The following is a 14030-nucleotide window of genomic DNA, read 5'->3' as shown; positions in this document are numbered from 1 at the left end:
TAATATTTTTTGATTTTTTCCTGGTTCAAAATTGCAACAGAAAAATTCCTTCTTCATCATTTCAGCAACTACAAAACACCTTCAACCGAGATTAAAACTGACTACAAAACGTCTACAAAAACAAATAAAACACTGATTTACAACAATATAAAAACTAAAATCATTTTTACTTTTTTATGTAGGAAATTGACAGGTGTCTACAATTTTTGTACTTTCACCCTATGAAACTAAAGTACTCACTTTTATATTGTATACTTTTTATCTGCACCTTATACCCTGCACAGAATACATTTATCGATGGCATTAAAAACCAATTGAGCGAAGAGCATATTACAACCGCAGAAAAATTCAAAATTTATAACGAGCTTACCGAATATTACAGAGTCAGTGATCAATATAATACCGCCGAAAAATATGTACAGCAACAAATGGAACTGGCTAAAAAGGAACAAAATGATGCCGAAGAAGTAAAAGCACTTACCCAAAAAGGAATTATTAAGCTTAACCAGTCCGAGTACAATACAATTCCACCTATCATTGATGCTGCGAATGAAATTGTTCAGAAGAGCAATAATAAAACTGCCTCGCTATATGCCAGTTATCTGAATATCTACTACATGAATGCTCTTGGTGAATCTGAAAGCACAATCAAACTGATACAGAAAGTACTTCCTATGGTAGAAAAGCAGCCTTCAGAAATCATGCTGAATGCAAAACTCAATTATCTTCTCTACGGAATCTACACTGAATGGAATGATGCTGAAAATGCTACCAAATATGCAAAAAAATCCATTGAGTTTGCTGAGAAATCAGGAAATAAAAATCTATTGAGTTCGGCCTATTCTGCATTGGCAGTTTGCTACTCTTTCCAACATGCAAAGACCGGAGACTTAAAAGATCTGAAACCTGTCATAGAAATGTGTAAAAAGGCTGTAGCCCTATATCATCAGTTTCCTGGGCATGTTTCTGCACACGTACATGCTATGGCACTGCTGAATCTTATCAATTACTATTTGAGCTATCCTGTTATGACTCCTGAGATACGGGAGGAAATTCAGAAGAATGCTAACGAAATATTAGCCCTTACTGAGCATACCACCCTTAATCAGGGAATGCAGGCTGGAGCACTTGGTGTTTTGAGCAATCTTGCATCACGGGATCAAAATGACGCTTTATCAGAACAATATCTCCTGAAAGCAGAAACAATTCTTCTTACCCAAAAGCCGGTCTATTACCATGTGATGATTAATGTGGTAAAAGATCTTGCCCAGCTATATGCCAAACAAAAAAATTACCAGAAAGCCTATGAGTATGAGTCAAAGGTAACAGAATACAATAACCTTCTTTTTGATGAAGGACAGGCTGAAACTGCCAAAAGACTGGAAGCTCAATTTCAATCTCAGAAAAAAGAAACTGAACTCAGATCTCTCACCGAAAAAACAGCCAGTCTGAAAAAAGAGAAACTCCTCTATATCGGTTTGGGGATTATAGGATTGATTGGAGCATTCTTTATGTTCCGTTCTTATCATTTTAAGCTGCGATATTCTATAGAAAGAGAAAATAAGCTTGATACGGAAAAGCATGAAGCAGAAATACAAATCAAACTCCAGAAGGAAGAACAGGCCAGATTAAAAGCAGAGCAGGAACTTCTTACCCTTCAGCAACAAAAGCTTCAAAGTGAGGTACTAGCCAGCCAGCTTCATATCCAACATAAGAATGAAGTTCTTCAGAACCTTCAGAACCAGCTTTCTGATACTGATATCAATATTCATCAGGTTGTAAAGGGAGAAAACCGCGTTGATAATGATTTTGAAAAGATCAGATTCACCATTCAGGAACTGCATCCTGATTTTTTTAAAAACATTACTGAAAAAGCCCAACAAAAACTTACAGCTCTGGATTTAAAATACTGCGCCTACATCTATCTGGGAATGGATACGAAACAGATAGCCAACCTCCTCAATGTAGAGCCCAAGAGTGTAAGAATGACCAAATACCGCCTGAAAAAGAAGTTCGGGCTGGATGAAAATATGGCCTTAGAATCTTTTTTTCAGGGAGTACTCGCTGAGTAAGCAGTCAATATCTATAGTATACTAAAAGGCATTTCAACTCATTGCTGAAATGCCTCATATTTATATTTATATTTATATTTATATTTCATTTGTTCAGCTTTAAATTTTTAAAACCAGAGGTTTTCTATAAAAAAAGAGAAGATATTTACCTTTATTTTTGAGTAAAAAGTGGGACTTCTTCATAAAAAATCACACCGAAAGCATACAAATTATAACCAACATAAGTTGACCAAGGTCTTATTTCCGGACTAAAAACTATTTATTTCCGGATATTGTACAATAGAAAATATTACTCTGTAACCTCGTATTAAGACATTTTGTTTTATTTAGATGATGATCATGTAATTTATACTTTTTCATATTTCAAATATTTCACCAAAACCCAGCTCTCTTTCAGAGTAAAATTTGCATTTGTGTATACAGAAAAAATACAAATCATTTGCACATTTTATCCCTATAAAGTGATCTAAATAGTTATAGTTTTATCCCATCAACGTTGATGAAATACATTCTTCATTTTTGACTACAAGTGTACAGTGTATGATAAAGTTTAGAATTATTCACCCCAGGTCATGGGATAATTTGACACAAATGATTTACATAAAACAATTAAAAATTACACACATGAAAAAATTAAATGGAATGAAGAGAGACTTCTCTTCTTTGGAAAACAAAAAAATGAAAAATCTACAGACTATTAAAGGTGGGGAAACTGCTATCAACTACGTTGCTACTAACAAAGGAGAATGTTATGACAAAGAAACGTGGATTGACCACACACTTGATTCAACTTTAGAAATCTGCTAAGATCAATAAAAGTGTTAATATATTGTGTAGGGAGGAAATAATTCCTCCCTTTTACAAATAAGAGTATCGTTAATCCAATAAATACTGATTACCAATGAAACGAAATTCAATTTTGATATACTTACTCATTACCGTCTTCATCGTCCTTTCCTGTAAAAGCAATGATTATATTGCTTACTATAACAGAGTGAACGAAATTGATAGTATTTACCGGATTGCAAACCAACCTGAGAAAGCTATAAAGCAGTACAGAAAACTATTTAAAAAATACATTCCAAAAAATCAAGATCGTATCAAAGAATATGAGACTTATATTAAGCTGGCTGATCAACATCAAAAGAATTTCGGTGGAAAGAAAAGTCTATACAAGCTTATCCCTCTGATTGCTCCCTATGAAGGTTCAGAAAAAAGCTATTTCGGTCTGTTTCAAAAATACGGTATCGACAGTACTGAGGTGAAACAAAGAATTGCAAGCTGGAAAAAAAGTTTGAATAAGCGACTGGTAGATTCTTTCAGCGTGGCATTTGTCCGTGATCAGGCGGAAGGCAGGAGAAACCCACAGCTTATGGAAAAGAATGACAGAATCAATGCACAACTGTTGAAATGGACCTTTGAAAACTACGGCTATCCTTCAGTACAAAAAATAGGTCTCATTGGAAATGGTGGCGTGTTTATGCCTATGCACCCCTTGTTCAGTCACATGATAGGTGAAAAAGAATATCCTTATTTCAAAACTAAAATGCTGGAATATATACAATCCGGAGACTGCATTCCAAAAGACTATGCCAATATGGTAGACCGCCACAATCTGCAAATAAGTAAAGAAGGAATCATATATGGAGTTTATCTAAGCTATGATGCTATTGTGGATACAATAAAAGCCAATCAGGAAAGAAAAAAAATAGGTATACCCAGTATTCAACATTCTTCTAAAATCACAAAAGATTACTTAAAAAAATGATTCTTATTATTTCCAACAACAATGAAAGAACCACTAATAAAATTATAGAATGGCTCCTTGAAATGAAAAAGAAATTCATCCGTATTCATGAAGATGAAATTTTTGAAATTGCAGTGGAGAACAAAAAAATACTATTAAGGAGTAGCAGAAGTTCTTTTTTTCTGGATGAGATCACAAGCGTGTGGTACAGAAGAGGCAGATTAAAAATCAAACGCTTAAAGTATGAAAACCTTTCTGTAAACGCTCATATGAATGAAGTACAGCATTGGCTGGAAGATTATGTAAGAAAAAGCCTGGAATCCAAAAAACATATCAACAAAGAAAGTAATAGTGATATTAATAAACTGCTGGTACTGGAAAAGGCTAAAAAAATAGGTTTAGAAATTCCTGAATATTATCTGGCAGATAATACAGATCTGGTTTCTCTGGATAAAACTATTGTAAAAACCATTGGTGGAAATCCTATTTTGGATGACATTGATAAAGATTTAAATGGTATCATGTATACCTCAACGGTACACGAAAGAGAGAAAGCAAAGTTCTTCATTACTTTCTTTCAGGATAAGGTTGATAAAGAATTTGAAATCAGAACATTTTATCTCAACGGAAAATGCTACTCGATGGCTATTTTTTCTCAAAATGATGAACAGACAAAAACTGATTTCAGAAAATATAATTTAGAAAAACCTAATAGAAATGTTCCCTACAATCTTTCCTCTAGCATTGAAGAAAAAATTAAACTTCTGATGCAATCATTGGATCTTAATTGTGGATCACTTGATTTTTTAAAAGGAAAAGATGGCAAGTTTTACTTTTTAGAAGTTAATACCATCGGCCAGTTTCTTGCACTGTCTCATACCTGTAACTATTCGTTGGACAAAGAAATAGCAGATTATTTATGAAAATTAAAGTTAAAGAAAAAAACAAGCTTCCGCTTACCTTCAAACATATTGAACCCTTCAATGATCAGAAACTTACAAAACCTAATGATGTCATCTATGTTTTAGAATGTGAAAAATATCAGACCAATTATTATATACGAGAAAGACCTATCAAATCATTGAACCGGCTACTATGAAATACTTCAACTTATTTAGTAATATCCTTATCACCAAAGGAACCACCAGAATCCTGATTTCGGATCTACAAAGAAATGTATCAGAACTGTATCCTCTGGAGTTATACGAGATCATTGTAGAATTGAAAACTCATTCTATTGAAACTATGATGACAAATTATGATGAAGAATCCAGAGAAATTGTTCAGGCCTACATCAATCTTCTACTGGAAAAAGAGTATGGATTTGTTACTGAAAATGATTGGGACAGAAATTTCCTTCCTCTCTCTTACGACTATCATGAACCCAGTTCTGTAACAGATCTTTTTATAGAAATGGAAGATATAGGGATCTTAAAGAAGATATACCTGTCAATAGAAAATCTTGGAGTTAAACATTTGGTTATTTACAGTTTGAACCCGTTAGCTTTAAAAGATTTTATAGAAATTGATGAAATTTTTAAAACTTCGGTCTTATCCGGAATAGAAATTTTCTCTCCGTTTCATCAGAAAATCAACCTATCTTTTATACAGGATCTTCAAAAAAACACGGTAAGAATTTACAGTCTCATTCTTTACAATTGTTCGAAACCTCCTTTCAAAGCTAAAGATGAATACCGTTTCTCGCTGCATTTCCTGAAAGATGACCTGAAAATATCTGCGTGTGGAAAAGTGGATTTGAAATACTTCAATACGAATATAACTAAAGTTATAGAAGCTATCAACCACAATTCCTGCCTGTATAAAAAGATAGGCATTGATAGGCATGGTAACATCAAAAATTGTCCGCTCATGAGTGAAAGCTTTGGAAATATCTATCAACAAAGCCTTGAAGAAACACTCAATCAGCCTGATTTCAAAAAATACTGGAATCTCACCAAAGACCATATTGAAATATGCAAAGACTGCGAATTCCGTTATGTCTGCACAGACTGCAGGGCATACACTGAAAATGCTGTTAAAAACAAAAAAGGACTGAATGTATCAAAACCTCTGAAATGTGGCTACAATCCTTATACAGGCATTTGGGATGATTGGTCAAAAAATCCTTTAAAACAGGAAATTTTTAATTCTCTGGAACTCAGATAATTTTTTCCATAAACCTTGTTAATTGAAAACCGCTTTTAAATTTGATTTAAAAGCGGTTTGTTATCTTATTGTATTTGAAACTTTATTTAAAAAACTTCCATTTTGGGATAATGGCAAGCATTCCGAAACCTGTAAACAGGAAAAGGTTGGTAACATCTGTATACAAAAATGTAGACAGGTAGTAATTGTGCATAAAGAAATGCAGCACCAGCAAAGCCGGAAACATAAAGATTCCCACTTTTCTGTAAAAGAACATCAGCACCAGCCCGATCATCATCAGTACATCAATAGAAAAAATCACATAGAAATACCACCTTGGAATCTGAAGATATTCATGCTGCAGATATTCATCCACATCGATACCAAGCCCCATTATAGTAAACAACATTAAGGCTGCAAATGCCAGTATAAATCCCCATCCTTTCTTTGGGTCTTCGTCAAAATAGCTGTATTCTTCCATACCTACAAAAATAAAGAACTTATGAGAGATTTCATAAGTTCTTTTATAATTATTCGTTTAAAATTTGACTTACACAGAGATTGCGTTGATCAGTCTGTTTTTGTCACTTAAGAATTCCTCCATAGAGATCATACTTTCAGTTCTCATTACATCCTGAATGTCGTCGATCTGGTAAATAATTCTTTTAGCATCATCAGTATTCTTAGCTCTTACTTTACAGAAAATATTATATTTCCCGGAAATAACGCTAGCCTCGATTACGTTAGGAAGAGTTGACAATTCTTTCAATACTTCCTGAGTACGGTTTGATTTTGTCAAAAGGATACCTATAAAAGCTGTAAAGTGATAATCCAGCTTACCATAATCGATGTTAAGAGATGATCCCAAAATAATACCTGCATCTTCCATCTTTTTCACTCTTACGTGAATTGTTCCAGCAGAAACATCCATCTGCTTTGCAATTTCAGTAAAAGGCATTCTTGTGTTTTCTACTAAGAAATCAAGAATTTTCTTGTCTATTTCGTCCAGTTGATAGTTCATATTAGTTAAATTACAATTTCTTTAAAAAATCTATGTATTTTTTGCAAATTTACGAAAAATAATTTAACTAAAAAATATATATCAAATATTAACAATAATTAACACAGATGATAAAAATCATTAAAATATTCTAATTATTTACCATTTGATTTTATAGAATCTGTTTTTATTTCACCTTTTGCGTCTGAAGTTTTTTTGTCTTTTTTCTTCTTTTTAAACAAAGAATTGAAGCTTTTACTCCACACTACCCCTCCACCATAGGCTTGATTAGCAGAACCGTTTGTACTCACCATTCCGATGTTTGTAGGCTTGGAATAAGCACGTATCACCAGTGAACCGTCATTCTTTTTAGACAAATCATATTCTACCGAACCTTCCGTGGAAAGGTAATTGTTTTGGGCACCATCTGTTTTTGATAACGGAATACCCAAACCGGTCTTGATATTAACTCTTGGGGAAAGTGCTACACTTACTCCTGCATTGGCTCGATCTCCAAAATTGGAATTCTGGTCTCCTTTTACATAATTAAGGTCAATCTGGAATTCATTACTCATCGTATTAAGAACAGATCCCAGCTGTTTCAACAGCATATTATATCCGGAAGACTCTGCTACATTTCCTACATTTACATCAAATCCACCTGTATTGGATACATTGAAGGTACTCAACAGCAATACAGAACCAAACTGGAGAACTTTCTCTCCTTCCTGGCTCATTTTCGCAGCCAGCGTTTCTCTTACCTGACTGGATACATCCATTGCAGTTACATTAAGATCAATCTGAGGATCTACCAACGACTGAGTAATATGGGCCTGCAGCAAAATACTTATAGGCTGTAGTTTTCCCATGCTAAGGTATTCTCCTGCATTGGAAACCATTCTTATATAATTGGCATTAATATCTAATGTAGGTTTCATAGCATCCCCATCCCATCTGATACTACTGTTTCTTTCAATCTGAAATGTTTTATTCAGAATAGCTTTAGAGACAAATGTTCCGTTATCTACTTTATAGGTACCGCTCATGGCAATATTTCCCTGTCTGTTCATATGGAACCTTAGCGGATCAGCAGATCCCTTTACCGTAATATTTCCCACATCGTCTCCTACCAGTACATTTACAGTAGTTCCTTTATCTACTGCCAGATTGAAGTCAATGTTCATATTGGCTCCTGTTTTTTTCTTTTCTTCCAGCGTGATCAGACCATCTTTTCCTTCTTTCAGGAACCTCAGCATTTTAAATTCTTCCACATTGGAAGTAGAGCTGGAATTAAAGGTAAAGGTACTTCCGTTAAGTGCCTTCATATTAGGAGTCGTTATACTTAGTCCTGAAACAGGTCCGTCCACGTACAGATCTCCCTGTCCGTAAACTCTTCCCCAGAACAAGTCAAAATCTTTTTGCGTAGTATTCAGCATCAACAGGTTATCTGCTCTCATTACGAGAGATACCCCCATTGAAGAAAGGGTTTCAAACTGGATCGCACCGGAAATATTCCCCTTAGAATTGGTTCTTCCATCGTGTACTTCAATATTGTTGAGAATCGCAAGTCCTTTGGTCAGCTGAATTACCGTATCATCAAATGAATAATCAACTCCGGTAAACAGAAGCTTTAATCCAAAATCTTTTAAAGCAATATCTCCATTATAATCAAGGTTGTTAAGCTTTCCATTGATTTTAAGATCACCTGTTGCTTTTCCACGAAGGTTTCCAAAAATAGTCTGCACAAACTGCTGTGTAAATGATAAGTCAAAATCACGCATTTCTGCTGTAAGATCAATAATTGGCGAAGATGTATTATTGTTAACTGTTCCTGTCAGATTAAGACTATTATTTCCCAGTACACCGGCAGAGTGAACTTTCACATCAATATCATATACATTCAGTGAGAATCCATTGGTAGCAGAAATAGAGATATCTCCCATATCATTACCATTCATCTTAATATCATCAATGTTAAGATCTACCAGTGGCTGGAGGGTACTTTTATCCATTTTGATTTTAACGCTTCCATTGGCAAGACCTTTAATATCCATGGTATTTCCTCCGGACTGCATTTCCAGAAGTTTTTCTACAGCAAAATCGTTGATGTCTGCATCTACATAAAAATCTTTCGCAGACTTAAACTGGGCTTCTTTAATAAACAAAGCGCTTTTATCGGAATAAACTCTCAGATTTCTGATATCAAAATCTCCGGTTTTCTTTCTGTAGGTAATGGAGTGATCCAGTTCTGGACTTGTATCTATTGCCCACGTAACGTCATTGAATTTTACTTCGGTAGGTTCAAACCTGAATACATAATCTCCGGCCGCATCAGTAGACTGATCCACATTGATGGCATATTCTTTAAGCTTTTCATTAATCTCGTCATCAGGACTTCCATGCTTAAATACAGTGGCTAAATGAAGTGTATTTCCATTTTCATTATTCCCTTTAAGCTCAAAATCTTTGATCACATTTTTATTATAAATAACTCTGTTAATCTTCGCGTACAATTGCTGGTTAAGATCACCTGTGTTAATTCTAACTTTAACACTATCCACCATCGCACTGTCTCTGCTGAGATTCTTACGATCATTAATTTTATAATCAGGATTTGAAGATGCCAGCGCCTGATCAGCATCTGTAATCTCTTCCTCCTTAGTCATAATATATTTTAAAGATGCCGCATCAAGATTCAGAATCAGATTGTTTGAGTTTCCATCATATTCACCTTCTACAAGAGCTCCTTGTGGCAATCTCAATTCGGGTAAGAAATAATTGATCAATCCCTGTTGAACATCAAACTTCAACGCAAAATTCTGTCCACGGTATAATTTTCTTGGTGGTGGTCCCACTAATATTTTCCCTACTCCATTTTCTACCATTCCTGCAAGATCCGCAAGACTGTATTTTCCTGAAATCTTACCTGTAGCTGCTCCCGGAGCATCCACATCAATCACACGACCGCCTGCTTCAACAAACGTTTTTAACTTGGCATTCGGAATATTATATTTTTGTGTAGCTGAAGCAAAGTGAAGGTTATTGGCATTCACATCTAAGGTAAGATCGTTGATAGAAGACATCGCCATTTTACCGTCAACCTGACCACTTACTACCTGACTACCAGGCTTATTGGTAAAATAGTTCATGTTCAGATAAGTAACATCTGCATTCACATCCATAGCAATTCTCGAAGTACTGAAATCTATCAATCCTTTGACCGTAGCTTTAGCCTGTTCATCATTAACAGTGATGAGCCCGTTATATTTTTTATGATCCAATAAACCATCCAGATACAGATTATTGATCGTTTTATCCATAATTTCAATACTTGCAATCTGAGATTTTGTGGTCAGACGCATGGTATTAACATCAAAACTTTGCCCGTTAAGATCAAATTTACCGGAAATTAAACCTACTGCTTTATTCTTTGTGATGACTGAGGTATTGAGATCTTTCACATCAAGATAACCGGAATATTTCGGCATAGCAGTACTGTAGCCCGTCAAGGTAAGCTTGGAGATTTTCGCCTGCCCGATTCCTGTCATTAAGTTTCCATTATCCACATAGATCTGATCCGGATTCACTTTTGCCGTTCCATTGTACTTCAGTTTTCCAAAATCATCGGCAAAGTTCTTCATCTTTTTGGAGATAAAAGAAGGCATCATCGCTTTTAAATCTTTGTAGGTAAAATCTGTGGAAAGTTCTTTCGTTTCAATAGCAAAATTCCCTTTCAGTAAATTATTCACCTTCATTGTTTTGGTGGCAATATTCACATCAGGGTTTCTGATCAGAAAATTTTCAAGATGGAATTTGTTCAAAGGGCCGGTCATTACCCCGGAAAGATTGAAAGGTTTAATATTATCCCAGTTGGTTACAAAATAACTGATATCGTATCCGCTTAGCTGGCTTCCCTGCTGAATATTCATATCCCAACGTACCTTGTCTGCAAAATCAGCCCAGGATCCGTCGTGAAGATTAAATTTAATATCTCCCTGAAGTAAGGTATGATCTGTATTCAGGGTAAGGTCTTTTAATGACAAAAACTGCTTCGTTAGAGACAGTTCTGTTGAAAAAGTATCTACAAAATGAGATTTCCCCCACCTTGAAGTTACAAATGACATATTATTAATTAATGCCGAGACATTCGGACCATTGACTTTTACGTTTGGTGCCTTTAAGTTAAATTTTGTTGCAGTCAGCCATTTTCCTTGTTCACCGGGAGAATTTTCATTAACAATAGAAACTTTAGAGTCAATAATCTGAATTCTGGAATTCAGCTGAAAAGGTGGTTTCTTTGGATCTCTCTTCTTCCCGTTGTCAAAGAGTTCTACAAACCTGACAAAATTGGATATACTATCGCCTTTATAAGTAATTACTTTTACATCAGCATTCACAAGAGCAAGAGAGTTAAAACTTAGAGAATTGCTGCTTCCTGAGATGGCATTTACCGCCAGAGATATCCAGTCTGAATCTGCGCGAAACTCACGGGCTGTAATAAAATTAAATCCTTTATAGTCTTTTACTTTTAACCCTTTTATGGTAACATCACCGAAGTAATTTACATCCACACTTTCTGTAGAAAAATCAGATTTAAAATCATTATTAACAAGCTTTAGTGCCTGATCAGCTGCCCATTTTTTTGTTACCGGAAGATTGATGGCAATCAGTACTCCACCTACAAGGAAAATCCCCAGCCAAAAGAGAATCAAGAGAAGTTTTGCCCACCAAGTGTAGCTGGTAACATCCTTTACCGCCTGTTTCCCAAACTCTTCAGCTGTTTCCACAGGATGATGTATAGCATCCGAAGCTAGCTCAGATGCTTCTTTCACTGTTTCCCGTACTTTTCCCTCTACATTTTCAACAGTTTTCTGTACCTGATCCCCTAGGTTTTCAGCTACTGATTTTTTATTCTCATTCTCGTTATTATTCTCTAACTTTGCCATTATTATGAGCGACTCTATAATTTTAGGTATTGAATCGTCCTGTGACGACACCTCAGCAGCTATCATCAAGGGAAATTCTATTCTTTCAAACATTGCCGCGAACCAGGCCATCCACAAAGAATATGGCGGCGTTGTCCCTGAATTGGCTTCACGAGCCCATCAGCAAAATATTATCCCCGTTGTTGAAAAATCTTTTTCTAAAGCAAATATACAACAAAATGCTATCTCTGCTATAGGATTTACTCGCGGACCGGGACTTTTAGGATCTCTTCTTGTAGGAACATCATTTGCTAAGTCTTTGGCTATGAGCCTGAATGTACCTTTGATTGAAGTAAATCACCTTCAAGCCCACATTCTGGCCCATTTCATCGAAGATGCAAATCCTGTGCCGCCTACCTTTCCTTTTTTATGTCTTACCGTAAGCGGTGGACATACCATGATTGTATTGGTAAAAGACTATTTTGACATGGAAATCATCGGGAAAACCATTGATGATGCAGCGGGAGAAGCTTTTGATAAAATCGGAAAGATATTTGACCTTGATTATCCTGCGGGACCTATCATCGACAGACTGGCCAGGGAAGGAAATCCTGATGCTTTTAAATTCAACAAACCGAAGCTGGAAAACTACGATTATTCTTTCAGTGGAATTAAAACTTCCGTGCTGTATTTCATTCAGAAAGAAGTCAGAAAAAATCCGGATTTCATCAAGGAAAATCTTAATGATCTGTGTGCTTCTGTACAGAAATCAATTATTGAAATACTGATGAATAAGCTTGAAAAAGCAGCCAAAGATCTCAATGTAAATCAGGTGGCGATTGCAGGAGGTGTATCTGCCAATTCTGCACTTAGAAAAGTAATGGAAGATAACAAAGAAAGACTTGGTTGGGATATTTATATTCCTAAGTTCGAATATACAACAGACAACGCAGCTATGATTGCTATGGTGGCAAAACTGAAGTTTGAGCGAGGAGAATTTACAGATTTAAGAACTTCCGCAACCGCAAAATACGATTTATGAAAATACTCTTAGAAGAAAAAGTACTGGGAACGCATTCTAAAAAGAACTCAAAATATTATTGGGTATTAGAAACTATTACAGGAAGACATGAGGGATCAGAAACTTTTTCAGAGTTTAACGGAGAAAGTTCTGAAACAGGATATATTCAGGATATCAAAGATGAAGTTTTAAAATTAATCAATTCTGAACATCTTTTTAGTTTTCCCTATACTCCAAAAGAAGGAGATTATTTATCCATCAAAAATAATTTGAGAAAACAGGAATATTTAAATCTGATTTTCATTAATAATGTATGGATAGAAGAAATATACATGTGTTCTTACCGGGAATGTGATACAGACATATATACAACCATCAAAACAGGAGTTGCATTTATAAACCAGGATATATGAAACTATTCTACGGAGATATCAACGGAAATAAAGTTACAATCAATGATGAAGAGCAGCAGCATATCGTAAAAGTTCTTCGCATGAGAGATGGAGAAGATATTCATGTGACGGATGGAAAAGGGAAACGGGCTTCCGGGAAACTTATTATAGAAGGCAAGAAAGCCGGTATTGAAGTTTCTGAGATCAAAGAAAATCTACCAGAATTCAATCCGAAACTTCATATTGCGATCGCTCCTACTAAGAATATTGACAGAATTGAATTCTTTGTAGAAAAAGCTGTGGAAATGGGAATTTCTGAGATCAGTATTATTGTTACAGAGAAAACAGAACGTAAGAATATTAATATTGATAAAATCAGAAAACAGGCTGTTGCTGCCTCCAAACAAAGTCTGAGATTTCATTTTCCGGTTATCAACGACGCTGTAAGACTAGGTGATTTTCTGAAAAATATTGATCCGGAACATACATTTGTGGCGCACTGCCATGAGAATCTGGAAAGGATTGATCTTAAAAACATTCCTCAACTGCAGCAGCTTACATTTTTAATTGGCCCTGAAGGTGATTTTTCTGAAAAGGAGATTGCATTTCTGGCAGAAAATAAAGTGAGAGCAGTCTCACTCGGAAATCAAAGACTCAGAACGGAAACGGCCGGCGTTTTTGTAGCAGCCTGGAATTATTATAATATGATATAAAAAACAAAAAGAGAA

Annotated in this window: 12 protein-coding genes; 9 read left to right on the top strand and 3 right to left on the bottom strand. The window is 35.4% G+C overall.

Going from position 1 to position 14030, the window contains the following annotated elements:
* Nucleotides 1-221: 221 nt before the first annotated feature.
* The 6 genes from BUE84_RS04080 (at nt 222) to gwsS (ending at nt 5985) form a co-directional block, all read left to right on the top strand.
* The gene (locus tag BUE84_RS04080) at nt 222-2072 is read left to right on the top strand and encodes a helix-turn-helix transcriptional regulator (protein WP_079240601.1); all 1851 of its coding nucleotides are present in this window, start codon (nt 222-224) and stop codon (nt 2070-2072) included.
* Nucleotides 2073-2714: 642 nt separating this feature from the next.
* A complete protein-coding gene (locus BUE84_RS25025) occupies nt 2715-2879 on the top strand; it encodes a grasp-with-spasm system A modified peptide (protein WP_158521345.1) in 165 nt (54 codons plus the stop codon).
* 94 nt (nt 2880-2973) lie between these two features.
* Nucleotides 2974-3840, top strand: a complete 867-nt coding sequence (locus BUE84_RS04070; RefSeq protein WP_079240599.1) for a hypothetical protein — start codon at nt 2974-2976, stop codon at nt 3838-3840.
* A complete protein-coding gene (gene gwsG / locus BUE84_RS04065) occupies nt 3837-4742 on the top strand; it encodes a grasp-with-spasm system ATP-grasp peptide maturase (RefSeq protein ID WP_079240598.1) in 906 nt (301 codons plus the stop codon). The genes BUE84_RS04070 and gwsG overlap by 4 nt, the downstream gene beginning before the upstream one ends.
* Complete coding sequence (locus tag BUE84_RS04060) at nt 4739-4918, top strand: hypothetical protein (RefSeq protein WP_079240597.1); 180 nt, start codon at nt 4739-4741, stop codon at nt 4916-4918. The genes gwsG and BUE84_RS04060 overlap by 4 nt, the downstream gene beginning before the upstream one ends.
* On the top strand, nt 4915-5985 hold the full coding sequence (gwsS, locus tag BUE84_RS04055; protein WP_079240596.1) for a grasp-with-spasm system SPASM domain peptide maturase: 1071 nt from the start codon (nt 4915-4917) through the stop codon (nt 5983-5985). The genes BUE84_RS04060 and gwsS overlap by 4 nt, the downstream gene beginning before the upstream one ends.
* Nucleotides 5986-6067: 82 nt before the next feature.
* Here gwsS and BUE84_RS04050 read toward each other — a convergent pair whose 3' ends face one another.
* The 3 genes from BUE84_RS04050 to BUE84_RS04040 form a co-directional block, all read right to left on the bottom strand.
* Entirely contained in the window at nt 6068-6445 is a 378-nt protein-coding gene (locus tag BUE84_RS04050) for a hypothetical protein (protein WP_062675432.1), read from the bottom strand.
* Between the two features lie 69 nt (nt 6446-6514).
* Nucleotides 6515-6985 (bottom strand): Lrp/AsnC family transcriptional regulator, encoded by a 471-nt coding sequence (locus BUE84_RS04045; protein ID WP_034696982.1) that lies wholly within the window; start codon nt 6983-6985, stop codon nt 6515-6517.
* 134 nt (nt 6986-7119) lie between these two features.
* A complete protein-coding gene (locus tag BUE84_RS04040; RefSeq protein ID WP_079240595.1) occupies nt 7120-11910 on the bottom strand; it encodes a translocation/assembly module TamB in 4791 nt (1596 codons plus the stop codon).
* 4 nt (nt 11911-11914) lie between these two features.
* Here BUE84_RS04040 and tsaD point away from each other — a divergent pair, with 4 nt between their 5' ends.
* Genes tsaD through BUE84_RS04025 form a run of 3 tightly spaced genes read left to right on the top strand, consistent with a single transcriptional unit; the run spans nt 11915 to nt 14015 of the window.
* The gene (gene tsaD / locus BUE84_RS04035; RefSeq protein ID WP_079240594.1) at nt 11915-12931 is read left to right on the top strand and encodes a tRNA (adenosine(37)-N6)-threonylcarbamoyltransferase complex transferase subunit TsaD; all 1017 of its coding nucleotides are present in this window, start codon (nt 11915-11917) and stop codon (nt 12929-12931) included.
* The gene (locus BUE84_RS04030) at nt 12928-13323 is read left to right on the top strand and encodes a hypothetical protein (protein ID WP_079240593.1); all 396 of its coding nucleotides are present in this window, start codon (nt 12928-12930) and stop codon (nt 13321-13323) included. Before tsaD ends, BUE84_RS04030 begins: the two co-directional genes overlap by 4 nt.
* Nucleotides 13320-14015, top strand: coding sequence for an RsmE family RNA methyltransferase (locus tag BUE84_RS04025; protein ID WP_079240592.1), 696 nt, complete (start codon nt 13320-13322; stop codon nt 14013-14015). The genes BUE84_RS04030 and BUE84_RS04025 overlap by 4 nt, the downstream gene beginning before the upstream one ends.
* Nucleotides 14016-14030: the final 15 nt, after the last annotated feature.

It is taken from the genome of Chryseobacterium indologenes (assembly GCF_002025665.1).
In the GTDB taxonomy this organism is placed as follows: domain Bacteria; phylum Bacteroidota; class Bacteroidia; order Flavobacteriales; family Weeksellaceae; genus Chryseobacterium; species Chryseobacterium metallicongregator.
The sequence above is the reverse complement of the archived record's forward strand: the minus strand, read 5'-3'. Positions and strand labels throughout refer to the sequence as shown.